This window comes from Pseudomonas sp. Pseusp11 (assembly GCF_047304405.1).
GTDB lineage: Bacteria > Pseudomonadota > Gammaproteobacteria > Pseudomonadales > Pseudomonadaceae > Aquipseudomonas.
The window spans coordinates 94,399-119,794 of the sequence record NZ_JBGLZF010000018.1; the positions used below are offsets into that span (position 1 = coordinate 94,399).

The 25,396-nt window shown below is 57.3% G+C and carries 21 protein-coding genes and 1 pseudogene; 16 read left to right on the forward strand and 6 right to left on the reverse strand.

The window, feature by feature from the left end; all coding sequences use genetic code 11:
- Positions 1–3: 3 nt before the first annotated feature.
- The 3 genes from ACCC96_RS16650 (at position 4) to ACCC96_RS16660 (ending at position 3,196) form a co-directional block, all read left to right on the forward strand.
- Positions 4–897: a fumarylacetoacetate hydrolase family protein gene (locus ACCC96_RS16650; RefSeq protein ID WP_111455237.1), complete on the forward strand. Its 894-nt coding sequence runs from the start codon at positions 4–6 to the stop codon at positions 895–897.
- A gap of 21 nt (positions 898–918) precedes the next feature.
- On the forward strand, positions 919–1,614 hold the full coding sequence (locus tag ACCC96_RS16655; RefSeq protein WP_413696353.1) for a hypothetical protein: 696 nt from the start codon (positions 919–921) through the stop codon (positions 1,612–1,614).
- 286 nt (positions 1,615–1,900) lie between these two features.
- Positions 1,901–3,196, forward strand: a complete 1,296-nt coding sequence (locus tag ACCC96_RS16660) for an OprD family porin (RefSeq protein ID WP_413696354.1) — start codon at positions 1,901–1,903, stop codon at positions 3,194–3,196.
- Positions 3,197–3,301: 105 nt separating this feature from the next.
- On the opposite strand, the gene ACCC96_RS16665 is transcribed toward ACCC96_RS16660, so the two are convergent.
- Positions 3,302–3,691, reverse strand: coding sequence for a winged helix-turn-helix transcriptional regulator (locus ACCC96_RS16665; RefSeq protein WP_413696355.1), 390 nt, complete (start codon positions 3,689–3,691; stop codon positions 3,302–3,304).
- Positions 3,692–3,793: 102 nt separating this feature from the next.
- Here ACCC96_RS16665 and ACCC96_RS16670 point away from each other — a divergent pair, with 102 nt between their 5' ends.
- The gene (locus ACCC96_RS16670) at positions 3,794–4,912 is read left to right on the forward strand and encodes an NADH:flavin oxidoreductase (RefSeq protein WP_019579029.1); all 1,119 of its coding nucleotides are present in this window, start codon (positions 3,794–3,796) and stop codon (positions 4,910–4,912) included.
- A 521-nt stretch (positions 4,913–5,433) separates the two neighbouring features.
- Positions 5,434–5,604 carry a hypothetical protein gene (locus ACCC96_RS16675; RefSeq protein WP_261398195.1) on the forward strand — a complete coding sequence of 57 codons (171 nt, stop codon included), beginning with the start codon at positions 5,434–5,436 and terminating at the stop codon, positions 5,602–5,604.
- Between the two features lie 109 nt (positions 5,605–5,713).
- Here ACCC96_RS16675 and ACCC96_RS16680 read toward each other — a convergent pair whose 3' ends face one another.
- Positions 5,714–6,544 (reverse strand): SDR family NAD(P)-dependent oxidoreductase, encoded by an 831-nt coding sequence (locus ACCC96_RS16680; protein WP_413696356.1) that lies wholly within the window; start codon positions 6,542–6,544, stop codon positions 5,714–5,716.
- 538 nt (positions 6,545–7,082) lie between these two features.
- Here ACCC96_RS16680 and ACCC96_RS16685 point away from each other — a divergent pair.
- The 7 genes and pseudogenes from ACCC96_RS16685 to ACCC96_RS16715 all read left to right on the forward strand — a co-directional run bounded on the left by ACCC96_RS16685 (position 7,083) and on the right by ACCC96_RS16715 (position 14,089).
- Complete coding sequence (locus ACCC96_RS16685; protein WP_413696357.1) at positions 7,083–8,252, forward strand: aldo/keto reductase; 1,170 nt, start codon at positions 7,083–7,085, stop codon at positions 8,250–8,252.
- A gap of 117 nt (positions 8,253–8,369) precedes the next feature.
- Positions 8,370–9,503, forward strand: a complete 1,134-nt coding sequence (locus ACCC96_RS16690; RefSeq protein ID WP_413696358.1) for an NADH-dependent flavin oxidoreductase — start codon at positions 8,370–8,372, stop codon at positions 9,501–9,503.
- A 44-nt stretch (positions 9,504–9,547) separates the two neighbouring features.
- A pseudogene (locus ACCC96_RS16695) lies at positions 9,548–10,031 on the forward strand (heme-degrading domain-containing protein).
- A 222-nt stretch (positions 10,032–10,253) separates the two neighbouring features.
- On the forward strand, positions 10,254–11,000 hold the full coding sequence (locus ACCC96_RS16700; protein WP_413696359.1) for a YkgJ family cysteine cluster protein: 747 nt from the start codon (positions 10,254–10,256) through the stop codon (positions 10,998–11,000).
- Between the two features lie 484 nt (positions 11,001–11,484).
- Positions 11,485–11,829 carry an antibiotic biosynthesis monooxygenase gene (locus ACCC96_RS16705; RefSeq protein ID WP_413696360.1) on the forward strand — a complete coding sequence of 115 codons (345 nt, stop codon included), beginning with the start codon at positions 11,485–11,487 and terminating at the stop codon, positions 11,827–11,829.
- Between the two features lie 357 nt (positions 11,830–12,186).
- Positions 12,187–13,155 carry an XdhC family protein gene (locus tag ACCC96_RS16710; RefSeq protein WP_222586898.1) on the forward strand — a complete coding sequence of 323 codons (969 nt, stop codon included), beginning with the start codon at positions 12,187–12,189 and terminating at the stop codon, positions 13,153–13,155.
- Positions 13,156–13,210: 55 nt separating this feature from the next.
- Positions 13,211–14,089, forward strand: a complete 879-nt coding sequence (locus ACCC96_RS16715) for an AraC family transcriptional regulator N-terminal domain-containing protein (RefSeq protein WP_413696361.1) — start codon at positions 13,211–13,213, stop codon at positions 14,087–14,089.
- 172 nt (positions 14,090–14,261) lie between these two features.
- On the opposite strand, the gene ACCC96_RS16720 is transcribed toward ACCC96_RS16715, so the two are convergent.
- The 4 genes from ACCC96_RS16720 to ACCC96_RS16735 all read right to left on the reverse strand — a co-directional run bounded on the left by ACCC96_RS16720 (position 14,262) and on the right by ACCC96_RS16735 (position 18,588).
- Entirely contained in the window at positions 14,262–16,502 is a 2,241-nt protein-coding gene (locus tag ACCC96_RS16720; protein WP_413696362.1) for a molybdopterin cofactor-binding domain-containing protein, read from the reverse strand.
- A 12-nt stretch (positions 16,503–16,514) separates the two neighbouring features.
- A complete protein-coding gene (locus ACCC96_RS16725; protein WP_064677641.1) occupies positions 16,515–16,988 on the reverse strand; it encodes a (2Fe-2S)-binding protein in 474 nt (157 codons plus the stop codon).
- Positions 16,989–17,097: 109 nt separating this feature from the next.
- Entirely contained in the window at positions 17,098–17,481 is a 384-nt protein-coding gene (locus tag ACCC96_RS16730; protein WP_413696363.1) for a putative quinol monooxygenase, read from the reverse strand.
- A gap of 192 nt (positions 17,482–17,673) precedes the next feature.
- Positions 17,674–18,588: a LysR family transcriptional regulator gene (locus ACCC96_RS16735; protein ID WP_007936649.1), complete on the reverse strand. Its 915-nt coding sequence runs from the start codon at positions 18,586–18,588 to the stop codon at positions 17,674–17,676.
- Positions 18,589–18,856: 268 nt separating this feature from the next.
- On the opposite strand from ACCC96_RS16735, the gene ACCC96_RS16740 reads away from it, so the two are divergent.
- The 4 genes from ACCC96_RS16740 (at position 18,857) to pgm (ending at position 25,183) form a co-directional block, all read left to right on the forward strand.
- A complete protein-coding gene (locus tag ACCC96_RS16740) occupies positions 18,857–19,879 on the forward strand; it encodes a zinc-dependent alcohol dehydrogenase family protein (protein ID WP_413696364.1) in 1,023 nt (340 codons plus the stop codon).
- A gap of 588 nt (positions 19,880–20,467) precedes the next feature.
- Positions 20,468–21,958: a hypothetical protein gene (locus ACCC96_RS16745; RefSeq protein ID WP_413696365.1), complete on the forward strand. Its 1,491-nt coding sequence runs from the start codon at positions 20,468–20,470 to the stop codon at positions 21,956–21,958.
- Positions 21,959–22,025: 67 nt separating this feature from the next.
- Positions 22,026–23,426: a PLP-dependent aminotransferase family protein gene (locus ACCC96_RS16750; protein ID WP_413696366.1), complete on the forward strand. Its 1,401-nt coding sequence runs from the start codon at positions 22,026–22,028 to the stop codon at positions 23,424–23,426.
- A gap of 110 nt (positions 23,427–23,536) precedes the next feature.
- Positions 23,537–25,183 (forward strand): phosphoglucomutase (alpha-D-glucose-1,6-bisphosphate-dependent), encoded by a 1,647-nt coding sequence (pgm, locus tag ACCC96_RS16755; RefSeq protein WP_019579023.1) that lies wholly within the window; start codon positions 23,537–23,539, stop codon positions 25,181–25,183.
- Positions 25,184–25,396: the final 213 nt, after the last annotated feature.

The following is a 25,396-nucleotide window of genomic DNA, read 5'->3' on the forward strand; positions in this document are numbered from 1 at the left end:
CAAATGCGCTTAGTTCGTTTTGGTTTGCCGGGGCAGGAACAGCCGGGAGTTTTGGATTCGCAAGGAATCGTTCGAGACCTCTCGGGCATTGTCGATGACATCGATGCGTCGGCTCTGAGCCCTGCAGTGCTTGAAAAACTGCGTGCTGTTGACGTTGAAAAGCTGCCAGTGGTGGCGCCTGGCACACGTCTTGGTCCATGCGTAGGCAACGTACCGAACCTGATTTGCATCGGCCTGAACTACTCCGATCACGCGGCTGAAACGGATACACCTATCCCGAGCCAGCCGGTGGTCTTCAACAAACACACCGCGTCCATCAGCGGCCCCAATGACCCGGTCATTTTACCAACGGGGGCTCAGAAGCTTGATTGGGAAGTCGAACTGGCCATCGTCATCGGTACGCCCGCCTGGCAGATTGATGAGTCGCAGGCTTTGGATCACATCGCCGGTTATTGCCTGGCCAATGATGTTTCCGAGCGGGCTTATCAGCTGGAGTACGAAGGTCAGTGGACCAAGGGGAAAAGCGGTTTTTCTTTCGCACCACTGGGACCTTGGCTGGTCACCCGTGACGAAATTGCCGACCCGCAGGCCATTGACCTCTGGCTCGACGTGAACGGCAAACGTCTCCAGACCGGCAATACCCGTACGATGATTTTCAGCGTTGCACATATTGTCGCGTACCTCAGTCGCTTCATGCCGCTAATGCCGGGTGACGTCATCATTACCGGTACTCCACCAGGTGTAGGGCTCGGGCAGAAACCACCGGTTTTTCTCAAGGCGGGTGACACCATGCGTGTCGGTGGCCAAGGGCTGGGTGAGCAATTTCAGACCGTGGTTCCTTACGTTGCTGAAATGGGCGCTGCATGGGTCGCCGGTCGCCATCCCAATGTTGACTGACTATCGCTAGAGGAAAACGCTATGAGCTTTGCAGGAACAGGTGTAGTCGCGATTTGGCATGATCTTTTGCCCGAAGCGCGGGACGAGTTCTATGAGTGGCATAACCGAGAACACATGCCTGAGCGGGCCGGAATTCCGGGCTTTTTACGGGGGCGCCGATACATCGCTCTGGATGCGGGTCCGACCTATTTCAACCTCTATGAGGCTGACACTGTGCAGGTGTTGGGCGGGCAGGATTATTTATCGCGTCTCAACAGTCCGACGGCTTGGACAAAGCAGTCGGTGCAGTCATATCGCAACGTCGCGCGATCCATTTGCGAGGTCACTTACACCAGCGGTGTGGGGCAGGGCGCGTATTTGTTAACGGTCCGTTTCGATGTCGTCGAAGGGCAGCATAAATCAGTGTCGGACGCATTGCGCCAACGCGTGCTTCCTCCCCTCGCTGATAAACAGGGTATTACGGGCGTGCATTTGTGTGTGGCTGATGAGGCCGTGAGCAGGGTTGAAACCGCAGAGAAAAAGGCCCGCGCCGAAGGGACCCAAATACCTGCCTGGATTGTGATGATCGAAGGCTGTGCGCCCGACTACGTTCGTATCGCCGGCGAGTCTTTTGTGGCTGAGCTGCAACGGCTGTTGGAGGGGCAATCGATGGGGCCAGAAACCACGCTTTATCAATTGGAATACACACGTTGCAAAACGCCGGGGAGTGCGGGTTGATCGCCGAGCGTTCGAGCACGTTTTAACTTTCAGTCGTTGTTCTTACGCAATTCCCCACGAGCGTGCCATTACCGGCATTGAGTCAGGCTCGCGTCTGCGCACGCTCGGGTTTTGCTTAAGGTGATATTAAACAATTATCAAGTTGCTCAATAACGGACTGTTACAAGACAGATAAGGGATTCCCGCAGTTTCTCGGTAATTAGCTCTTCGGGCTGCCTGTGACTAAGTTGATTCGCGAGCTAAAAATCGCAACAAAAACAATAATAACTCATTGTGAGAAAACATCATGCGCTACCCTATTATTTCCCGCAGCGTGCCCGCACATCACTCTCTGATCAGTCTGACTCTTGCGGTTTGCGCGGGTTCGTCAGCGGCTGTTCAAGCCGATCAAAATAGCGGTTTTGTCGATGGCGCTACCGCAACTCTCAATTTGCGCAACGCTTATATCAATCGCAACTTCATCAATCCTGCCTATCCCAACAGCGCCGCACCACAGAACAAAGCCGAGGAGTGGACACAGAGCTTCATCCTTGACGCTCGCTCTGGTTATACCGCTGGGCCGATAGGATTCGGTGTTGATGTATTGGGTCTTTATTCTCAAAAGCTTGATGGTGGCAAAGGCACCGGCGGTACCCAACTGTTGCCGATCCACGATGACGGCCGCCCCGCCGAAAACTTTGGGCGTCTGGGCGTGGCGCTGAAAGCCAAGCTGTCGAAGACTGAATTGAAGGTGGGTGAATGGATGCCCGTGTTGCCGATCCTGCGCTCTGACGATGGTCGTTCTCTGCCACAGACGTTTCGTGGCGGTCAGGTGACCTCCAACGAGATCGCCGGCCTGACACTCTATGGTGGCCAACTTCGCAGCAACAGCCCACGCAACGACGCGAGCATGGAAGACATGTTCATGAACGGCAAAGCCGCGTTCACCTCCGACCGCTTCAACTTCGGCGGCGGCGAATACACCTTCAACGACAAGCGCACCCAGGTCGGTCTGTGGTACGCCGAATTGACCGATATCTACCAGCAACAATACATCAACCTCACCCATAGCCAGCCCGTGGGCGACTGGATCCTGGGGGCTAATCTCGGTTTCTTCAACGGCAAGGAAGATGGCAGAGCCCTGGCTGGCGACCTCGACAACAAAACCACCTTCGCCCTGCTCTCGGCCAAATACGGCGGCAACACCTTTTACGTGGGCTTGCAAAAACTCACCGGAGACAGCGCGTGGATGCGGGTCAACGGCACCAGTGGCGGAACTTTGGCCAACGATAGCTATAACTCCAGTTTTGATAACGCTCAGGAGCGCTCATGGCAGGTACGCCATGACTTTAATTTCGTTGTGCTCGGTATCCCGGGACTGACATTAATGAACCGATATATCAGCGGTGATAATGTCCACACAGGTTCGATAACAGATGGCAAGGAATGGGGCCGAGAATCGGAATTGGCCTACGTTGTGCAGTCCGGCGCGCTGAAAAATCTCAGCGTTAGATGGCGCAATTCGAGTGTTCGCAGGGATTTCAGCACCAATGAGTTTGATGAAAACCGGATTTTTATTAATTATCCCATATCGTTATTGTGACGAGTATTTCGCTCGCCCAATACCTGGCAGCGTGACTTCTGCGATCGCTTGAACAGTAATAACTTCATCAGGCGGTTGCAGATAAACCCAGCGTCAATTAGGCACTTAATGTGGCGTTGGTAGGTTTACCTCCGCGGCCTCGTCAAACTTCGACCGGGCCGCTTCAACTTCAGGCAATTTGTCGAGCGTCCATTTATGCAATTCGCGAAATGGCTGCTGCAGTGTTCGACCAAGTGGGGTGATCTCATACTGCACTGCCACAGGCGAGAACGAAATGATTTGGCGCGAGACGAGACCATTTCGTTCCAACCGTCGCAGGCACTGTGTCAGTGCCTTCTGAGTGACGCCCTCCAGGCGGCGCCTGATGGCATTAAAGCGATGCGGCCCGTCATCAAGTACCGCCAGAACCATCATCGACCACTTGTCTGCGATTTGGTCGAACAGCGCCCGGCTTGGGCACTCCGACGAAAAACATTGCGGCTTTAATTCCAGCATCGAAGTTTCCTCATGTATACCTAGGCGACTCTAAGTGCCTAATTGACATTTGGTTTACAAAATATACTTATATGGCTTCCAAAAGCAAACGGAGTCCATCCAATGTCAAACCTAGATACCAGCATTTTATTTCGTCCCTTTTCCATCCGGTCGCTTGAACTGAAAAACCGGATTGTCATGGCGCCGATGACGAGGCAATTTTCGCCGCAGGGCATCCCCGGCGAAGGGAGCACTGCTTACTACCGGCGGCGGGCAGAGGGTCAGGTCGGGTTGATCTTGTCGGAAGGCACCGTCGTTGATCGTCCCGCTTCACGTAATGGTTCCAACATTCCTTTTTTCCACGGTGAGGCAGCGTTAGCCGGATGGAAGAACGTGATCGATTCTGTTCACAATGCGGGTGGCCGGATGGGGCCGCAACTCTGGCACACCGGTGCAGTGCGTGACGTCAGCGGCTGGGAGCCTGATGCGCCAGTTGAAAGCCCATCTGGCCTCGACTCGCCAAACGACCCGCGCGGTGTGGCGATGAGCGAAGAGGATATTGCAGACACAGTTGCTGCATTCGCCAAGGCAGCGGCGGATGCGAAACGATTGGGTTTCGACACCGTTGAGATCCATGGGGCTCATGGTTATTTGATCGATCAGTTCTTCTGGGCCGGCACCAATCAGCGCACCGATCGTTATGGCGGACCGACTATCAAAGAGCGCTCCCGTTTTGCCGCTGAGATCGTGTCTGCCGTTCGTCATGCGGTCGGGTCCGAATTCCCTATCATCATGCGCGTTAGCCAATGGAAGCAGCAGGACTTTGGCGTGCGCCTCGCCGACACCCCTGCATTAATGGAAGACTGGCTGCTGCCGTTGGTTGAGGCTGGTGTTGATGTTCTGCATTGCTCGCAGCGACGCTTCTGGGAACCTGAGTTTCCCGAAATTGACGGGGAGACCGGACTGAACTGCGCGGGCTGGGCAAAGAAAGTCACTGGAGCCACAACCATCAGCGTTGGTTCGGTTGGGCTGGATAATGATGTTACTCACGCCTTCGCCGGAAAGGGATCAATCCCTGCGAGCCTGGATCGGCTCATCGAACGCATGGAGCGCGAAGAGTTTGATCTGATCGCTGTAGGGCGTGTTCTGCTGAGTGACAAGGATTGGGTCGCCAAAGTGGAAAATGGAGATTACGCAGATCTGAAGGGATTCAATCCGGCATCTTTAGCCGAATTGGCTTGAGCCTTACTGCGGAGTGGAGAGTGTGATGCCACAAAGGTTTTAGTCTGAAGGAATCAGAGGTCTAGCCTCGGATGCTGCGAGGTGGAGATCGTAATCTGCTGTTGAGTGCGCAATGACTGTTTCAATTGAGCGAACATGTCAAGGCCACTCAACATCCGCGCAAACAGGATTGCGTTGCAGTGTGGCCCGGGCATTTACGCGCAGGCTACACAGTGTCGCTAGGTAATGTAGCGTTAGATTCTTCATGGCGCGGGAATCCACCGATTGAGCAGCAAGGCTGCGGCGAAGAATGCATCTGCGATTTACCTATAACGCTCTGTTATTAAATGGTTTTATGGAATTTGGTGGAATTCCATTACAGGCTATCGGGGTCCCCGAAGAACATTTTGACTGGGCTCTAGGGCGGTGGTTTCAGGTTGTAAAAAACTAGTGATGCCCCCATTTTTTCCCCCAATGAAACGGAAGGCCTGCGCGGCCTCGGGAAGAAGCTCGGCCCAGGGCCTGATTACCCTGGCCTGCTGATCGGTTTCTGGGTCGCGGGCCATGTCTCTGATTACTACGCCACCCCTGCGGGTCACCAGTGGCAGAGCATCTGGTTGTTCCCGGCGTTCTTTTCCCTGGGTGTGGTGCTGGTGTTCATGTTTGCCTTTCGCGATGCGCGGCGGTCTGAGTTGGCGCCTGCCAAGGCTTGAGCGGTTATGACTTGATAACAACCCACCATGAAATGGCGATGCGCGGGGCGGGCAAAAACTGAATGGCGAACCGAATGCCTTTCAGAACCCCGCGTTGGACAGTGCGATATCAGTCGTGAGCGAGTGACACCGAGAGATCACGCCACGCCGCCAGTTCCTCATGACGCTTCTGAAGTTCGTCTTCAAAATAGCCGATAGCGTCGCTGCCAGCGGTGAAGCGCAGTGGAGGCTTTTCAGTGTGGGACAAGATAATCAGGGCCTGCGCCAGCTTCTTCGGATCATTGGCTTGCTTGCCATGTACCGCCAGGACCGCTTCACGCGAGCTGGCTGGATTCGTTGCGTAATCGTCAATGACCTGCTTCGCGAATCGTACCGAGTTCGTGCTGAGAAACTCGGTTCTGAAATACCCGGGCTCGACAACAGTCACGTGTAAACCCAAGGGTGCAACCTCAAGTGCCAGGCATTCAGTGATGCCCTCGACCGCATATTTGGTCGCACAATAGGCCGAGGCGCCCACACCACCGTGATAGCCAGCCACAGAGGAAATGTTGATCATGTGGCCTTGTCCCTGTGCGCGAAGCACGGGCAATGCCGCTCGGGTCACGTTCAGCAGTCCAAACACGTTCGTGTCGAACTGCTCACGAACCTCGACGTCGGAGAGTTCCTCCAGGGCACCCAGTACCGCGTAGCCGGCATTATTGACAATAACGTCGACCTTGCCGAAACGTTCAACAGCGGTCCTGATCGCTGCCGCTGCCTGTTTTTCATCAGTCACATCCAGCGCGACTGCAAGCAATTCATCGTGTTGACCTACAGCCTGAATCACGGCTTGCGCATCTCTGCCTGTAGCCACGACCTTATCGCCCGCCGCAAGCGCCGCTTTAGCGATTTCGGTGCCCAGACCGCGTGTTGTACCTGTGATAAACCATACCTTGCTCATCGATGGTGCCTCTTTGAACGTGAGGTAAGGCGCAACGCTCCGGCAATGAGCAGGACACTGTGCGATGTTCCTCATCTGTAACGGCCGAGGACAGTCGGACGTGCGTCTGCTTGCCTCCGGTATGAGCCATCATTCTCTCTCTATGGTTGTCTGAGGGGTTGCAGACTTCGTTTGAAATACTGCCTAAAGCAACGAATTTAAACGGCTGGTCGACGCACGCCATCGGTGCCGAGGTGGGCCTCGGGCATCCTGTCGTTCGATGATGACCTTGCCAACTGCGCGGCCGGCAGCCGTAGAGTCATGCTGCTCGTCAATCAGCGGCTTGATCAGGCTACGGACTCACCCTCTGTAAACGACCGCGCGGTCCGCTGACTGTCTGAAATGCTCAGAAGAATCCTTGGAATAGGCAGTGATGCCGACAAAACGGGCAAATGATCCCGGCAGGTGCGCCGCATACTGAAACCAGGATTCACCCGGGGTATCGACGGGTTTAACCAACGTCTATCCCATGGCAGCAATTTACAGATAGGACCCGATCATGCAGCAGGATAATAGAGGCACATCAGAAAACGCATTCCAGGATCATCCAGGCTTCAGCCGCCGTAACGTTTTGATTGGCGGGGCGGTCGTTGGGGCCGGTTTGAGTGTTGCACCGCTGTCCTGGGCAGCCTCACCGGATAGCGCAAAAGGCGCTGGCGGCTCAGTGAGCGGAACGCGAGTTACAAACAAGCGCAAGCTTGGTTCGCTGGAAGTCTCGGAACTCGGTGTCGGGTGCATGAACATCAGCGCCAATTATGGGGCGCCTGCAGGGAAAGAGCAGGGCATCAAGGTCATCCGCACGGCCCATGAACAAGGCGTCACTTTTTTTGATACGGCTGAAGTGTATGGGCCGTACACCAATGAAGAATTGGTAGGTGAGGCGCTTTCCCCGTTTCGTAACGAGGTAGTTGTCGCGTCAAAATTCGGTTTCGACATGGATGCCGGCGGCGCACTCAATAGTCGCCCGGAACATATCCGGAAGGTGCTTGAGGGCTCGCTGAAGCGGCTGCGCACCGACCGTATCGATCTCTACTATCAACACCGAGTCGATCCAAACGTACCGATCGAGGATGTTGCGGGTACGGTCCAGGACCTTATAAAAGAGGGCAAGGTGTTGCACTTCGGTCTCTCGGAGGCAAGTGCAAGCACCATTCGCCGAGCGCATGCCGTTCAGCGTGTGACTGCGGTCCAAACCGAATACTCCGTCATGGAGAGAAGCGTCGAGCACAACGGAGTACTTGATACCTGTGAACAACTGGGTATCGGTTTCGTGTGCTGGGGCCCGCTGGGCATGGGCTTTTTACCCGGCACACTGAATGGCAGTACACGGTTCGACGCCAACACCGATTTACGTTCCGGGTTTGAACGATTCACGCCTGAGAACCTGTCAGCAAACGAGCCGATCATTGCTTTGCTCAGGCAGTTCGCACTGGAAAAGCATGCCACTCCCGCCCAGATATCGCTGGCGTGGTTACTCGCGCAGAAGCCCTGGATCGTCCCGATTCCAGGCACGCGCAAGCTCGATCACCTTCAAGAGAACCTGGCATCCGTCAACGTAAAGCTGACGTCCGCCGAACTGGTGGAAATGAATGCAGCTCTGGCAAAGCTAAAAGTGCACGGTGGTCGAATGAGCCCAATGCATATGCGTGCCGTCGACGTCACCCAGTGATCGTCAGAATGTGAAAGCCGCTGAGGGCGTCCAGTAGCGATTTTCCTCCACCCGGCGCGTTTTGGCGCGGGGTAGAGAAGGGCGTCATAGATCAACCCATTTGTATCAGGTACTCAAATGAATCAGGTTACGCGTAAGGTGTTCGAGCCGTTTGTGTTCGAAAACGGAATCGAGTTGCGCAATCGTGTGGCGATGGCCCCCATGACAACGTGGGCCGGCAACGCGGACGGTACAGTCTCCGACGAGGAAATTGCTTACTACCAGCGTCGGGTAAACGGTGTCGGTCTGGTGATCACCGGTTGCACGCACGTGCTCGCCAACGGTATTGGATTCACTGACGAATTTGCAGCGTTCGACGATACATTCGTTCCCAGTCTCAAGCGATTGGCCAAGGCCGCGAAGAGCGGTGGTGCAACGGCAGTGCTGCAGTTGTTCCACGCAGGTAACAAGGCCGTTTTGGAGTTGGTGCCGGACGTTGTCAGCGCCAGTGCAGTGAGTATTGACGCAGGACCGTTCAGCGTTTCCGCTACCCCGCGCGCAATGACCAAGGAAGAAATCCACGACGTTATCCAGGCGTTTGGTGAGGCGACGCGTCGTGCCATCGAGGCAGGATTTGATGGTATAGAACTGCATGGCGCCCATGGATTTCTGATCCAGAACTTCTTTTCTCCAAAGTTCAATCAGCGCGATGACGAGTGGGGCGGCTCACTCGAGAACCGTCTGCGTTTTCCATTGGCGGTTGTTCAGGAGGTTCATCGAGTCATCAAGGCACACGCTGATCGACCGTTCCTGTTCGGCTATCGCATTTCGCCAGATGAATCTGACGAAAATGGATTGCGCATCGACGACACCTGCGTGCTTGTCGATGGACTGATCGAAAGCGGTATCGACTATCTCCACGTCTCCCTGGGAAGCGTGCTGGAAACGGTGCCTGTCGACGGACAGGGCGACCAGACCACGGCGAAGGTGATTCTGGATCATGTCGACGGACGCATTCCAGTGATTGCCGCCGGGCAGATCAAGACGCCCCGCCAAGCCGAGGAAGCGCTTGAACTCGGCCTGTTGCTCGTCGCGGTTGGACAGGGCCTTGTCATAAATCCTGACTGGGTGGAACTGGCAGAAAAAGGCCACGACGATCAGATTCAAACGGCGCTGACCCCGGCGCGCGTTTCGCAGATCGCGATCCCGCCAAAACTGTGGGATGTAATCGAGGCCGCCACGGGTTGGTTCAAGCTCCAGGGCGCACCGTAACGTAGATTTGGCCGCAGCCCCGCCCTGAGAAAGGCAATCAGCATATGGCTACGGATAGGCAGCGAGATATTCTGCGCATTGCGCTGCAGGAACACGTTCTTCAATTTGAGACGTTCGATAAAAACTCGGCCTGGGCATTGAGCGAGCGTCTCAAGATAACCTGTGAGAAAGCCGCGGTGGCCACGGCCATCGAGATCAGGCTTGCCCGTGAAACCGTATTTTTTTACGCCATGCCGGGTACTGCTGCAAGCAATGCTGATTGGGCGCGGCGTAAAAGAAACGTTGTCGAGATGATGGGTAAAAGTTCCTATGGCGTGGGCTTGTCGTGTGAAGAGGAGGGGCAGCCTCTGGAGGCGCTGATGGGCTTGCCGTCACGCGACTACGCCTGCCACGGGGGCAGCTTTCCTATGGGGCGGCTGTGTCGGCGTTGTGACGGTGTCCGGCTTGCCACAACGCGACGACCACATTTTAGTGGTGCAAGTGCTCGCTGAAATGTGTGGAATTGCCCCGTCTGAAGTAGCGTTCTGAATCGACGTCAGTGTGGAGGCCCAGACCACTCGACGAGTAGCTCCCGCCGCTCCTCAATCTCCCGTATTTGAGATCGCTTGAATCGAGCAAAGATGCCACTCGATCGAGCAAACACAACTGCTCTGCATTTCACATACTCCCAAGGTGCCTCAAGACCTGCCTGCGCTGTAGGCAGGTGGCGGGTGTTTCTGTGGAAAGTCGAACATACAGGCGAGTAGCGATATGCAAAACAACAGCATCCGGTTTGCGTGCAACGGCTGCGGGATCTGCTGCAAGGGGCGGTTGGTTCCACTGACGTTGAACGAGACAAGGCAGTGGCTGGAAAGAGGGCATGAGGTCGCGATCATACTGGAGGCGTTTGAGCAATCCATCTGGACTGCTGGGCTGCAACAGTTTGCCCACGCCGCAGGACGCGCAATCGAGGTGCCTTGCGGTAATTCCCATGTGCGGGTCGTTGCAGTGTTTGCGGGCAATGCGCTGGTGCAATGCCAAAGCCTCGGCGATGACGGTCGTTGCGGTATCTACGAAGAGCGACCGCTGGTGTGCCGTATATACCCGGCGGAGATCAATCCGTTCATTGCGCTTGATCCGGAAAACAAGATTTGCCCGCCCGAAGTCTGGGAGGAGGGTGAGGTGTTGTTTACAGATCGGATCGTTGATCCGGTTCTTGCTGATCAGATTGAACGCTCCCGCCAGGCTGACAGAGAGGATGCGCAGGCAAAAATTGCGCTGTGTGAAACCTTGGGGCTGAACGTGGCTGCATGGAAAGGAAATGCGCTGGCGGTGTACTTGCCAGATCGCCTGCAGCTCGCCGAGGCGATTGCTCGCTACGATGCTGGAAAAGTGGGGCCTGCTCGTTCCAACTGGAAGGTCCGCGTCGATGCTCCAACGTTGCGCCAGCGGCTTCACCAGTTGGGCTTGGCGTTTGATGACCATTTGCCAACTGACTACATTTTTCATGCGCTATAGGCTTCTGGCGTTCCGATTGATTTGGGCAGCTTTTAGTTTTGAAACATATCGAAATATCTAGGGCTGATGGGTTGATGCCGCTTGATAAGCGTTGAATCAAGCAATCAATCGCGTCGATCGGGCAAGAAGCGCGGCTCGTTGGCGCAGCATACTGAGGCCATGCTGATCAACGATGAAGGACCTGACATGGCCTCTCTTCTAGCTCCCTGCACATTGAAGGACACCTGGACCTGGTTGGTTTCGCTCGAACCTTGCCGGCAAATCCCCGCTGGTTATTCCAGGCAGCGCTCGATCCGCGCATTGCGGGCCCCCGCGCTGCGTATTCAACCGCCTATTCACATTGGCTTGAAAACTGGACGCATCGATGTGCTGTGTACGCCCGCGTAGCGCTTTGCGTTGTTTGCCGATGCGCGCTCAGTCGACCACCCTCGGTAAGCACTGAAAGTGGACGTCGACCGTACGATAACTTTTTAGGAGAGCTTTCATGACCTGGTCAAGCCGAAACTGCGGGTACAGTCACTTCGTTGAATTTACCGTTGACCCCATCCACATGCCGGATCTGGTGGCGTCGTTGATGACCCGTGTCGAACGCTTTACCTGCTCATGTCCAGGGTTCATCAGAGCGTGCGTGCAGGTGAGTGACGAAGGCGATCGCGCGCTCATGCAGCTTCTCTGGTCCTCTAGGGAACACGGGGAGCAAGCGCTGGAGAGGGCGCAACGCCTGGAGCTCGATCTGTTTCACATGGCGTGCCAACCGTCGGCCAAAGCGCTGCTCTTCAGCTCCTTCAATGTCGTCGCGCAGGTGCAAGCGCGGCGCTTGTCGACGTAAGCAACACGAATGATTTTCAGGGGTGTCCCTGGATCCCATGATCGGTGAGCGAGCACGTGCCGCAACCGTGAGGATCACGCCTTTGGCTGGCGGTGCCTGATACTGACGGGCATGGCATTTGCGGGTAGTCGTTCGTGCACATCGCCGAATGTGGCAATGCCCTTCATCAGTTTGAGCAGTTGATATCGCTGAAACATAGGGTTACAAGCGCGCTACCTCCAAGTCTTTAATCAAAATAGGCAATATTGTCGTTTGATCAGGCAATTATCGCCAGATTCGAAGACCCATACTGAGGTCGATCTTCCGTCCGCCTAAAAGGCGTTGGTCCTCGGTTGAAGTATCGGTTTGAGACCCACCATGCAAAATCTTGACGTGCAGGTCATTCAGCAAGCCCTCAAGTGGATCGAGCAAGGCCATCAAGTGTGGTTGTGTACGGTCCTGGCAACCTTTGGCTCTGCGCCGCGTGGCCCTGGGTCTATGTTGGTCGCGTTATCGTCCGGTGCGTTCTGTGGCTCGCTGTCGGGTGGATGCGTGGAAGACGACTTTCTGCAACGGCTTGGTCGACATGAGTTTGACGACTTCAACCAGATTGTTCGTTATGGCGAGAGTGGACTGCCACCGTCGCGGGCGTTGCCTTGCGGCGGGGTTCTGGATGTCCTGGTAGAAAAATTCGAACCCGATTGCGCTGCGCAGGAGCACTTCGCGGTGTTGCTGCGCGCGCTGCAGGGGCAGCATCTGTTGGTTCGCCATATCGCCCTTGGAACTTGCCGTCGACACATTGAGGTCGGTGTGAGTGTCGACGCCACTGTCGCTGTAGACATTGATCAAGTGCGCATTCTCGTGGGGGCAGCCCGGCGCCTGCTGGTCGCAGGCCTCTCACCGGTGGCCGAGTTCTGTGCCAGTTTTGCATGCTCCCTGGGCTATGAAGTGATCGTGTGTGACCCGCGCGAAGAACTGACTTCAACGTTTGCCATGCCACAAGTAAAGTTAATGAAGGTGATGCCCGCCAGCTATATTTCCCAAGGCGGATGCCATGCAGCGACGGCTATTGTCGCCTTGACTCATGATCCTCGACTTGACGACCTGACCTTGCTCGAAGCCGTCAGGACACCCGCATTTTATATCGGCGCCATGGGCTCCCGGCGCACCAGTGAAAAGCGCTTGGAAAGGGTCAGACGAATCGGCGGGCTGGACGACGATGCGCTTGATCGCATCCATGCGCCGATCGGACTCAAACTGGGAAGCAAGACCCCGGCGGAGATCGCACTTGCGGTCATGGCCGACATTGTTCGGGTGAGTAACGGCGTCAGCCGTGACTATCTCTAAGTCTGGTTTTTTTGGGGAGTTGAATGTGAATACCGATTTGTCACACGACCAAGTCATGACTGATATCACGCGTCTCGCTAAATCGGTCAGCCAGTTGGTTCCTGGCGACGGCGACCGCATTACCGACATTCCCGGTCTGAGCCTGCATCGGCGTAAAGCCGTTACGGCGCCCATGCACTGTATCTACGGCCTGGGAATTGGCGTGACCTTGCAAGGCGGCAAGCAGGTGATCGTCGGCAGTGAAGTACTCCCCTATACGCCCGGCGAGTCGATGGTGACCAGTGTCGATCTCCCGGTCACTTCCCATGTCACTCAAGCCAGCGTGCTCAAGCCATTCCTCGGCATGATGCTGGCACTCGACAGCACCACCGTGACGCAGGTCGCCGAGCGCATGCGGTTATCGCAGCGTATGCGAGATGACGCGTTTCGTCCCGTGACCGTACAGCCTTTGGATGTGGGGGTGCTGGATGCGCTGAGGCGCTTGGTGGACCTGCTCAAAGAGCCCCACTGGATTGAGACCCTCGCTCCGCTGATCAAGGAAGAGATCATTGCCCGGCTGTTAAACGGAACCCATGGCCCGCAGTTGCTGCATGTCATAGCCGCCGGTTCACCCAGTCAGCAAATTGCCAAGACATTAGCCTGGCTCAAAGTTAATTTCCGTCAGACGTTGCGCATGGATGATCTGGCGGCACAAGCGCATATGAGTCCTTCCACGTTTCGCCAACACTTTCGGGCCGTGACCGGGATGAGCCCGCTGCAGTATCAGAAGCAGTTACGGCTACAAGCAGCTCGACAGTTGATGCTCAGCCAGAATATCGATGCAAGCAGTGCGGGCGGGCTGGTGGGGTATGAAAGCTCATCGCAATTCAGCCGCGAATACAGTCGTCTGTTCGGAGAGCCACCTCAGCGCGATATCAAGCGGATTCGTATGTGACGGAATCGGTGACGTGTGAGACGAGCCGGTTACCAGGACGTTCGCATCGTCCCGTTCGGCCCGCCCGCACGCACGCATCCACCGGCAGGCGCATAATCTCCCTCATTTCTCCCGGCCAACGCCCCCACCTCGAACCGCTGTATGGCGTTGACGGGGGGCTGGCATCCTCGATTTATCCCAGCTTGAAAGGCAGCTCGCGTATTGGCTTACCCGTCAGACTGGCTATGGCGTTTGCAAAAGCGGGGGCCAGTGCCGGCAAGCCAGGCTCGCCCATGCCGGTGGGCGGTTCGGCGCTTGGCACTATATGGACCGCGAACTCGGGCATGTCGGTGATGCGCGGAACGCTGAAGTCTGCAAAGTTGCTTTGCTGCACGACGCCGTCTTTCAGGGTGATGGCATTGCCTGGCAAACACATCGACAAGCCCATCAGCGCGGCGCCTTGCACTTGGGCCTCAACGCTGCGTGGGTTGACGACCAGGTTGCAATGGACACCGGCGGTCACGTGGTGCAGCACCGGGCGACCGTTCTGCACTGAGGCTTCCACCACATAAGCCACTACCGAACTGAAACACTCATGGACCGCAACGCCCCACGCGTGTCCGGCAGACAGTTGACGTTTGCCATACCCGCTCTTGTCCACCGCTAATTGCAGCGCTTCGCGATGGCGCGGGCTTTGCTCGCCAAACAGCTTCATTCGGTATGCCACCGGGTCTTGCTTCGTCGTTCGCGCAATCTCGTCGAGCAATGTCTCCATCACAAAGGCCGTGTGGGTAGAGCCCACGCTGCGCCACCACAGCACGGGTACGTTGAGCTTGGGATGGTGGACTGTCAGCCGCATCGGTAGGGGATAAGGGGCACGCATGCCTTCTGTCGCCGTCGGGTCAATGCCGTTCTTAATCTGGCCTCCAAACATCGTGTCGGTAAGGATCGATTGCCCGATCAAGACATGGTCCCACGCCACCACCGTGCCGCTGTCGTCAAAGCCTATACGCGCGCGATGCAGGTGCATGGGGCGGTAATAGCCGCCCTTGATATCGTCTTCGCGGCTCCAGAGAGTCCGTATGGGAACATTCAGCCCAACTGACCGTGCGGCTTTAGCGACTTCACACGCCTGCACGATGAAATCACTGGTGGGCACGCCACGCCGGCCAAAACCACCGCCGGCCGTTTGCACGTTGATTTGAATGTGCTCGGGTTTCAGATTCAGTACCTTGGCCGCGGCGGCACTGTCACCCCCCGGAAACTGAGTGCCAACCCACAGTTGTGCGCCCTTATCGGAAATCTGCACGGTGCAGTTCAGCGGTTCCATGGGCGCATGAGCCAGGTAGGGAAATACGAACTCTGCCTCCAATTGATGCTTGGCTGTAGCAAGCGGTGCCATGTCGGCGTCAAAGTGGACCAAGCCCGGTTGACCCGCTAACGCCCGGTACTGGATCAGTTGCTGTTCGCTGTCTACCTTCTCGACGGTGGCCAGGTCCCATTGCAGCTTCAATGCGTCGCGTCCAAGCTTCGCCTGCCAGTAGCCATCGGCAATCACCGCGACACCTTCGGCGCCGCCGTCCAGAGGCACTCGCAACGCGGCTTTTACCCCCTTAATTGCGCGTGCGGCGCTGTCATCCAGGGAGGCGATTTTTGCACCGAACACCGGTGGGCGCGCAACAACGGCAGTGAGCTGTCCGGGCAAGTGCATGTCGATGCCGAAATCCTGCTGGCCACTGCTCTTGGCCTTGGCATCGATGCGCGTAGTGGCCTGGCCAATGATGCGGAAATCCCTGGGATCCTTGAGCGTGACCTTGTCGGGCACGGGCAACGCCATCGCAGCCTCTGCCAGTTCCCCGTAACTCGCTTTAAGGCCTGCCGGGCCAAGCACCATGCCCGCTTGAGTGCTAAGGCGCGTGACCTCCACGTTCCAGCGTGCGGCCGCTGCCGCGAGCAGCATGGCCCGAGCGCGCGCACCCAGTTCGCGGTACTGGGTGTAGCTGTTTTTGATCGAATTGGAGCCGCCGGTGAGGTGCATGCCGAAGACCGGGTCCTGGTAGGCCGTGTTGTTATTGCCGTTGCGGCTACGCACGAGACTCCAGTCGGCATCGAGTTCCTCAGCGAGAATCATCGGCAGTCCGGTCTGAACGCCCTGACCGAACTCCAGCCGGTTGATCGTTACAGTGACCTGTCCGCTGGAGTCGATCTGCACGAATGCAGAGGGTTGCTGACTCGGTTTGAGCAGCGCAGCGTCACCGCCAGTGGCTTCCTGCGCCAGCGCCAAGTGCGGAAAGGCACCCAGAGCCAGGCCGCCAATCCCGACGATTTTGAGGAAACTGCGGCGTGGAAGTGTGAAGGCACCGTCGGCTTGGTCGCGTTCGAGTAGGTGTTGCAGGGAACGCGGAAGCTCTTGGGAAAAGATGTCGTTCAGCATGGTGAGCTCCGGTCAGGCAAGGACTTTAGCGGCATCCGCCACCGCCGCGCGAATACGGGCGTAGGTACCGCAGCGGCAAATATTGCCCGCCATGGCTGAATCGATCTCGGCAGCGGTGGGTTGCTTGCCTTTGGGTTGGACTTTTAGAAAAGCCGTCGCGCTCATGATTTGACCGCTCTGGCAGTAGCCACATTGCGCCACGTCGTGCTTGACCCAAGCCTCATGCACGGCAGCACCGACCGGGTCGCTGCCATTTGTCGCCGCTTCGATGGTGGTGATCTTGCGACCCTCGGCCGCTGCTATTGGCGTCACACAGGATCGAATGGCCTGACCATCCAGGTGAACAGTGCAGGCGCCGCACAGCGCCGCGCCGCAGCCGAACTTAGTGCCGGTCATCCCCAAGGTGTCACGCAGGGTCCAGAGAATGGGGGTGCTGGGATCTACGTCAACCGTGTATTCACGGCCATTGATGGTGAGGACGCTCATGATAGGACAGCTCTCCGGAATGTTGAGCAGCAGCTTGCTCTTAATAACGGCTAACTATAGAGCTGTGCCTGCGGGCCTGATTGCACAATCCGAGCAAATAATTGCCCAATCATTGACCTTGCTGTGCGCTGAGTTGCACCGGGTCGGTTTCGATAAGCGTTCTGGACACGATCATCGACTTTGTCGTATTCACGTATTTCTGAAAATGGGCAGATGCGATGTGGCTTTTGTAGGCCGCTTCGTTTGCATAGATTTCGAAGAAGTGAAGGCGGTTCGGGTGGTCCTTTTCCGCCACCGAATAAATCGCGAGCACGCCTGGCTCAAGGCGAACAGAGTCAGCTATTTCCTCCTTGACCGCCGTTTGGTAAGCCGCCAATTGAGCAGGGTCTATCACGAGTTGTGCAATCCGCACGACTTTTTCGGTCGGCTCCGCTGCCAACACCGAATCTACCCAAATGCATCCAACTACAACAGCTATACGCAGGACCGACATGTGCATTTATTCCAGATAGCTACTAATGTGGCATTCTCGGGACGTTGAGCAAGCCCTGGGGGCATCCTTTTCAAACCATCCAAAGCATGCCCTCAGATGTGCCCCCAATGTAGCAATCAACTGGAAGTGAATGGAGCTCCATGGTTTGTGGAAAGGCAGAAATGATCAGATAAACAGCCTATCCGGCGACGCCTAAAGACTCTCAGGGTCGCCGAAGAACATCTGAATCCGCGACCTCAACCACCGCTCACCCGGATCATTATCCTGCGACCCGCGCCAGGCCATGTGCAATTCAAAGCTGCGCACCGGCAACGGTGGATCTTCCGCCCGAACACCACCGGCGGCGGTCAACGCTTCGGCGGTGTAGTCCGGGACGGTGGCCACGATGTCGGTGCCGCTGATCAGTGTGCTCAGCCCGTTGAACTGCGGCACCGCCAACACCACGTGCCGTTTGCGCCCCAGTTTCTCCAGCTCTTCATCTATAAAGCCGCTCAGGTCGCCCGCGAACGACACCAGCGCGTGGGGGCGGGCGCAGAAGTCATCCAGGCTCAACGGCCCCGGCACTGTGTCGGCACGCAACAGTTTCGGCATGCTGCGGCGCAGTACTTTGCGTTTGGCGTTGGCGGGAAGGTCGGCGGTGTAGCTGACGCCAATGGAAATTTCGCCCGAGGCCAACAGGTTCGGCATCAATATGTAGTTGGCCCGACGCACCACCAGCACGATGCCTGGTGCCTCGGCGCGCAGCCGCTTGAGCAGCATCGGCAGCAAGGCGAACTCGACATCGTCCGACAGGCCGATGCGGAACACCGCGGTGCTGGTGGCCGGATCGAATTCCGCCGCGCGACTGACCGCAGTGGAAATTGAATCCAGGGCCGGCGAGAGCAGGGCGAAGATTTCCACCGCTCGGGCGGAAGGTTCCATGCTGCGGCCGGTGCGCACGAACAACGGGTCATCGAACAGCCCGCGCAGGCGCGAGAGCGCCGCGCTGATGGCTGGCTGGCCGAGGAACAATTTCTCCGCAGCGCGGGTCACACTGCGCTCGTGCATCAGTGTTTCGAAAACGATCAACAGGTTCAGGTCGACACGACGCAGGTCATTACGATTCATCTGGGGTCCTGGCAGATTCAGCAAACTTGACGTGAGCGACCATATGAGAACAATGGCCGGCGTGAATCTTACGGGGAAAGGCTGGTACTCTGCACAGGGTAATTCAGTTTTCCCTGAAAGGCTGCTTCGGTTTTTACGGCATTGGATGATGTCGCCGTCGCTGCGGAATCAATGACAGGCATGTCGACTATTAATAGCCACTGATGGTCTTGGGTAGAAAGCCCAGATAGAGTTCAGGGCATTAGAGGTTACTTTGACGAGGTTTGCGATGTCCCGCACGATCCGTTTTCACAAGTTTGGTCCAGCCGAGGTGCTCAAATGCGAAGAGCATGCGGCCGCTCTGCCTGCGCCGGGCGAAGTGCAGGTGCGTGTCGAGGCGATAGGCATCAGCTGGTACGACATTCTCTGGCGCCAGAACCTGGCCTCGTCCCATGCTCGCCTGCCTTCAGGCCTGGGTCATGAAATGGCCGGCGTGGTCACGGCGCTCGGCGAGGGAGTCGATGACCTCGCTATCGGTGACAAGGTCGCCAGCTTCCCGGCCGAAAGCCCCAACGACTATCCGGTCTACGGCGAACAGATCGTTCTGCCGCGCACGGCGCTGACCCGCTACCCGGACGTGCTCAGTCCGGTCGAAGCCAGCGTGCATTACACGCCGCTATTGGTCGCCTATTTTGGCTACACCGATCTGGCGCGCGTCAAACCCGGGCAATTCGCTCTGGTGACCGACGCCAGTCACTGCGCCGGGCCGTCGTTCGTGCAATTGGGCAAAGCCCTTGGTGTGCGAGTAATCGCTGCGACCAAAACCGCGGATGAGCGTGAATACCTGCTGTCGCTGGGTGCCGAAAAAGTCATCGTCACCGAAGAAGAAGATCTGCTGATGCGGATCAACAAAATTACCGACAACCGTGGCGTCGATGTGGTTTTCGATGGCCTGGGTGGCCCGCAGATGTCGCTGCTCGGCGATGTGCTCGCGCCTCGCGGCAGCTTGGTGCTCTATGGCCTGCAAGGCGGTAACCAGACGCCATTCCCGGCCTGTGCGGCGTTCCAGAAGAACATTCAGTTCTTCGTGCACTGCATCGGCAACTTCACCGGCAAGCCGGAGCTGGGCATCCTCCAGGATCAGGCCGCACTGCAACGTGCCCTGCGCGACATCAACCAGTTGACCGCGGACCGTGTGCTGCTGCCACTCAAGACTCGGGTGTTCCCGTTTTCCCAGTTTGTCGAAGCGCACCGCTACATGGACGAATGCCCATGCCGCGAACGGGTCGCCCTTGAGGTCGAACCTGCCTGAGCTCTTCGTACGAGCCTCTTTGTATAAGCCCCTCTGGAAAGGTCCGTGCAAGCACGGACTTTTCCGCTGTCAAAACCTCCAAAATGAGACATTCCATCGATCCCACGGTGGGGCGGTTCAGCAACTGAACTGGTTTTTGCTCTCAATCTGTATCTTCTAATCATTATGTAAGCCCTGATAATTGAATGATTATTTCATCTCAAGGAAAGAGTCATGGCTGGGTATCAGGTTGAAACTTTTCAACGCGCATCGGCAATACATGCTCAACAAATAATTCGACGCCGCTCGGCGGTCATACATTTATTGGCAACTTCTTTCTTTATTTCTTGTATTACACGTCTGTGGGATGTTGTCGGAAATTTCCTAGGAAATCGCTCGGGGCCGAAAAGCGCCCGTCCTGCCGGGCGTTGCGGCGGTCTTTCCCTGTTTGGGGTTCTCGAGACATGCAACCATTTCAAATAATTACAAAATGCTTAAGTGCTAGCATTTGATAACAACCCCGCCACCCCATTCATGACAGGCAATCCGTCGCGCAGTGCATGTAATTGTTTGCGTGGCGTCGAACTTATGAGTAACAGGTAAACAATGATGACCCATACCCATGAACAGGCAATGAATTATGTTTATCAACAAGTACTGCAGCGCTTGCTGAGCTTTTTCTCTCGCGCCGAGCGCACGGCATTGCAACTGATGATTCAGCGCCTGGTGGTGTCGGCTGGAGGTATGGAGCGTATCGGCGATTACAAGGTGTTGGCGATCCAGTCCGGGTCCCGCGATAGCTGCTACACACTGGCGCTGCTGCGCGCCGCACAACTGAGTATCGCCGGACGGGCACCGGCGACGTTTCAGCTGCGAGTGGCCACTTTGCGCTTGAATGGTACGGCTTCGACAGCACTGGAAAACATCCATCGCAGCAGCAGTGCATTGTTTCTCTTCGACGATCCCCGGGTCGAAATGTTGATGGTCGATAATCGTGAGGTCCTGCCGTTCAATCACTTGGCGCCAATCTCCGAAGCCGGCCGCGAGTCGAATCGGCTCAATCTGCTGATGGTCGGGCACCGTCGGGCCTGGAACGGGCCGCTTGAGTTGTGGGACGACGGGTACCTGGCCACAGGTGATTTTTATGGACAAATTGCCCGCTGGGACAACGGCGTCGATGTCATGGTCAGCAGCGATTCACCCCGTCGGCAGGCGCAGTTTATCGAGGGTTTGAACCGTGCCGCAGCCAAGGCCGGGCTTGCGCCGACGAGCCGCCATGAAACGGGCTACGAGGGATTGTTCGCGCGGCTCGATGAACTGGGCAGCGACTGCTATCGCGAGTTTTATTCCGACTCTGCTCAGGCTGCGTGGCGTCCTGCCGAGCGCTTTGAGGCCTGCCGTCGCACGACCTTCATCGACATCCACGACATGCTGGTCAGCAACCTGGAAGAGCGCTGGCCGCTGCTCACTGACTTCCTCGGCTTCCAACCTGACGAACTGACGGCTCAACTCAGTGATAACGACTATGTCAGCCTGTCGATATCCGCGCACCTTCGCGGCTTGCAAGCGCGCTTTGTGCACGGTCGCACCTACGAAGAGGGCGTCATCGAGTATCTGCAAAGGGCACTGGTGATGATGCGCCGTAAACAGTTGCCCGAGCGTTTTTGCGAGCAGGCAATGGAGACCTTCGGCAATCCGCTGACAATGGCCGATCAGCGCGGATTGGCGACGGCCGAGGCACAAAAGAACCTCGGCTTGAGTGAAGCCCAACTGGTGTGCCTGCTGTTCGCCCCGTTTGTCGATAACGGCGCGGCCCTGGAGCATTTTCTTCGTCAATGCCATCCCGGCATGCTGGTGGCGCTGCCGGAATTGCACCGGGCGATGCAGGGCGGTCCGGCACCCGAGCAGGTTCTGCAGTGGATGGTTGATGTCAGCGGGTTGTCGGTCAGCCTGATCGGTACCCTTTACCGCATGGGGCCGGTGGTTCGGGACGAGGGTAGGGTGCCCGGTACGGAAAGCGGCGACGCAGGCGTGCAAGCCGAAGGCATGGACTCCGGGAATGAAACAGCAGTGACTGGCGAATGGTCGATGGGCCAGTGAGCGTTCCTGGTTTGGCGGATGGATCGAGAGTGCGTCATGACGTTCGTAGCGTGTTCGGTCATCACCCATGAAAGGATCACGAGATTCCGATTTCGCGTACCAGGCGGTGTACCGCTACCTGAACAATCTGATCAATGAGCCGGGCAGTGACGTGCGAGTGCGCCTGCCCTCATTGCGGCAGTTGGCGGATCGTTTGAGTGTGTCGATCTCGACCATTCAATACGCCTATTCGCTGCTGGAGAAGGAAGGACGCATCTATTCGGTTGCCAAGTCAGGCTATTACGCACTGCCGGTGTCCTCTATCGGCCTGCCCGGCAGCGGCAAAGACCTGCTCGAAACAGTCTATGTCAACGCCAGGCGCCCCGGCATGCTGGTGTTGAGCGCCGATGAACCGGCGTTGTTACAACCCCTGGACAGCCCGTTGTTGTTGCTGGAGAGAGAATTGCTGCGCCAGTATCCGCGCCAGCCGCAACCGTCTTCACAACCCTGCGGCGAGCTGGAACTGCGCACGGCCCTTGCGGCACGCTACACCACTTCACCGACACGCTGCTGGCATGCCGATGATGTCTATATCGGCGCAGATATGCGCGGCGTACTTGAAATATTGATCGCCGTTCTTGAGCTCAAAGATTCGGTGGTGGTGGTCGAGTCGCCGTGCGACTGGGTGATTCTGCGCTTGTTCCAGGACGCAGACGTGCAGGTTGTCGAGTTGCCGCTGCAAGCCTGTGGTGGCCTGCATCTCGAACAGCTGAGAGAGCAGCTCGAGACCGGGCGGGTGCGACTGATGATGCTTTCATCGGGACTGAACATGCCGCGCGGGAGCGTGGCGCCTGACGACAACCGGCAGTCCACTGCGCAACTGCTGGAACGGCATGGCTGTTGGGTGTTGGAGAACGATTGTTACGGCGAGCTCGAATTCGAACCGAGCGGCTTGCGGTTTCGTGACCTGGTGGACCCTGATCGGCTGATCGTGTTTTCCACTTTCGAGAAAATCATCGGCTCGGAGGCGCCCTTTGGTTACCTGCTCTCGCGACAACTGCGTGCCGAACTGCAACGGCACTTTCTGCTGCGGGCATTCCGTCTGTCGCTGATTCGTCAGAAAGCCATTGCACGGCTGTACAGCAACGGACGCATCGATCAACACCTGCTGGTGTTGCGTCGACTGCTCAAGGAGCGCATGGTGCTGATGACCCAGCTGCTCCAGGAGCGTCTGCCGGAATCGCTGCATTTCGTCGAGCCCCAGGGCGGCGCGACGGTCTGGATTCGCTCGTTGCGCCAGGTCAATGTACATCGAGTGTTCCAGAGACTGCTCAAGCAGCAAGTGGTCATCGCACCGGGGGAGTTGTTCAGTCTGCAGGGCATGCACACGCAGCACTTGCGCCTGAGTCATACGTTCGGTGGCGACCACGAGCTCGTCGTTGCATTGGGGCTGCTGGGGGATGCCTTGCGTCTGGAGTCGATCGATTGAGCCGAGGCGCCAGCGCTCCTCGGAACCTGACATTCGATAACGTCGCGCGACAGCCAAACTGTCAGTAAACTGCGTTCCTATCCCGAACCACTCTCTCTCAGAGGTTTTGCATGACACTCAGTCCTTTTGCGGGCAAACCGGCACCGGCAGAACTGTTGGTCGACATCCCGCGACTGGTAACGGCCTATTACACCGGCCAGCCCGATGCAGCCATTTCTACCCAGCGCGTCGCCTTCGGCACGTCCGGACACCGAGGTAGCTCGTTCGACTTGAGTTTCAATGAATGGCACGTCCTGGCCATCAGCCAGGCGATCTGCCTGTATCGCGAAGCCCAGGGCATCGATGGCCCGCTGTTCGTCGGGATCGACACCCACGCGCTGTCCACGCCGGCCGGTGCCAGCGCCCTGGAAGTGCTGGCAGCGAACGGTGTGACGGTGATGATCGCCGAAGGCGATGAGTACACTCCGACGCCGGCCATTTCCCATGCGATTCTTTGCTACAACCGTGGGCGCACTTCAGGCCTGGCGGACGGCATCGTCATCACGCCGTCCCACAACCCGCCGCAGAGCGGTGGCTACAAGTACAACCCAACCAACGGCGGCCCGGCCGATACCCACATCACCAAGTGGATCGAAGCCAAGGCCAACGAGTTGCTGGCAGCCAAGCTCGCCGGCGTCAAACGCATCAGCTACGAGCAGGCCCTGAAGGCCAGCACTACCCATCGTCACGATTACCTCAACACCTATGTCGCTGACCTGATCAACGTGATCGACTTCGACGCCATCCGCGATGCGAAGCTGCGTCTGGGTGTCGATCCGCTGGGCGGAGCAGGGGTGCGCTACTGGTCGGCAATTGCCGAGCACTACCGCCTGGACCTGGAAGTGGTGAATAAACAGGTTGATGCAACGTTCCGTTTCATGACCGTTGACTGGGACGGGCAGATCCGCATGGACCCATCGTCCAGTCACGCGATGCAAGGCCTGATCGGCCTGAAAGAGCGTTTCGACGTGGCGTTTGCCTGCGACCCGGACCACGACCGTCATGGCATCGTGACTCCGTCCGGTGGTTTGCTGGCGCCGAACAACTACCTCGCGGTGTCGATCGACTACCTGTTCCAGAACCGTCCACAGTGGCGCGCCGATGCGGCCGTGGGTAAAACCGTGGTCAGCAGCGGCTTGATCGATCGCGTCGCCAAACGTCTGGGCCGTCGTCTGTACGAAGTGCCGGTCGGTTTCAAATGGTTTGCCGACGGTCTGTTCGACGGCTCCCTGGGTTTTGGCGGTGAAGAAAGTGCCGGTGCGTCGTTCCTGCGTAAGGACGGCGGTGTCTGGAGTACCGACAAGGACGGTTTGATTCCGGCGCTGCTGGCCGCTGAAATGACCGCTCGCACGGGCCGTGATCCAAGCCAGGCCTATCGCGCGTTGACCGATGAACTGGGTGAGCCGTTCTCGGTACGCGTTGACGCCAAGGCCAACCCTGAACAGAAAGCTCTGCTGAGCAAATTGTCGCCGGAGCAGGTCACCTCGACTCAACTGGCGGGCGAAGCGATCCAGAGCATCCTCAGCCATGCGCCGGGCAACGACCAGGCCATCGGCGGTCTGAAAGTCATGACCGAGAACGGCTGGTTCGCGGCGCGGCCGTCGGGCACCGAGGACATCTACAAGATTTACGCAGAAAGCTTTGTCAGTGACGACCACCTCAAGCAACTGGTGGCCGAGGCTCAGACGCTTGTGGATGGCGCAATTTCTGCGAAGTGATTGAGGCCCCTGTGGTGTGGGGTCTTGCCTGTGGCGAGGGGGCTTGCCCCCGTTCGGCTGCGAAGCAGTCGTAAACCATTGCATGCGGTGTACCTGATGCACCGCGCTTGCTGGTTTTGGGGCTGCTTCGCAACCCAACGGGGGCAAGCCCCCTCGCCACGGTAAATCCCCTCATCACAATGGCTACACATAAAAATGGGGCGACCATTAACG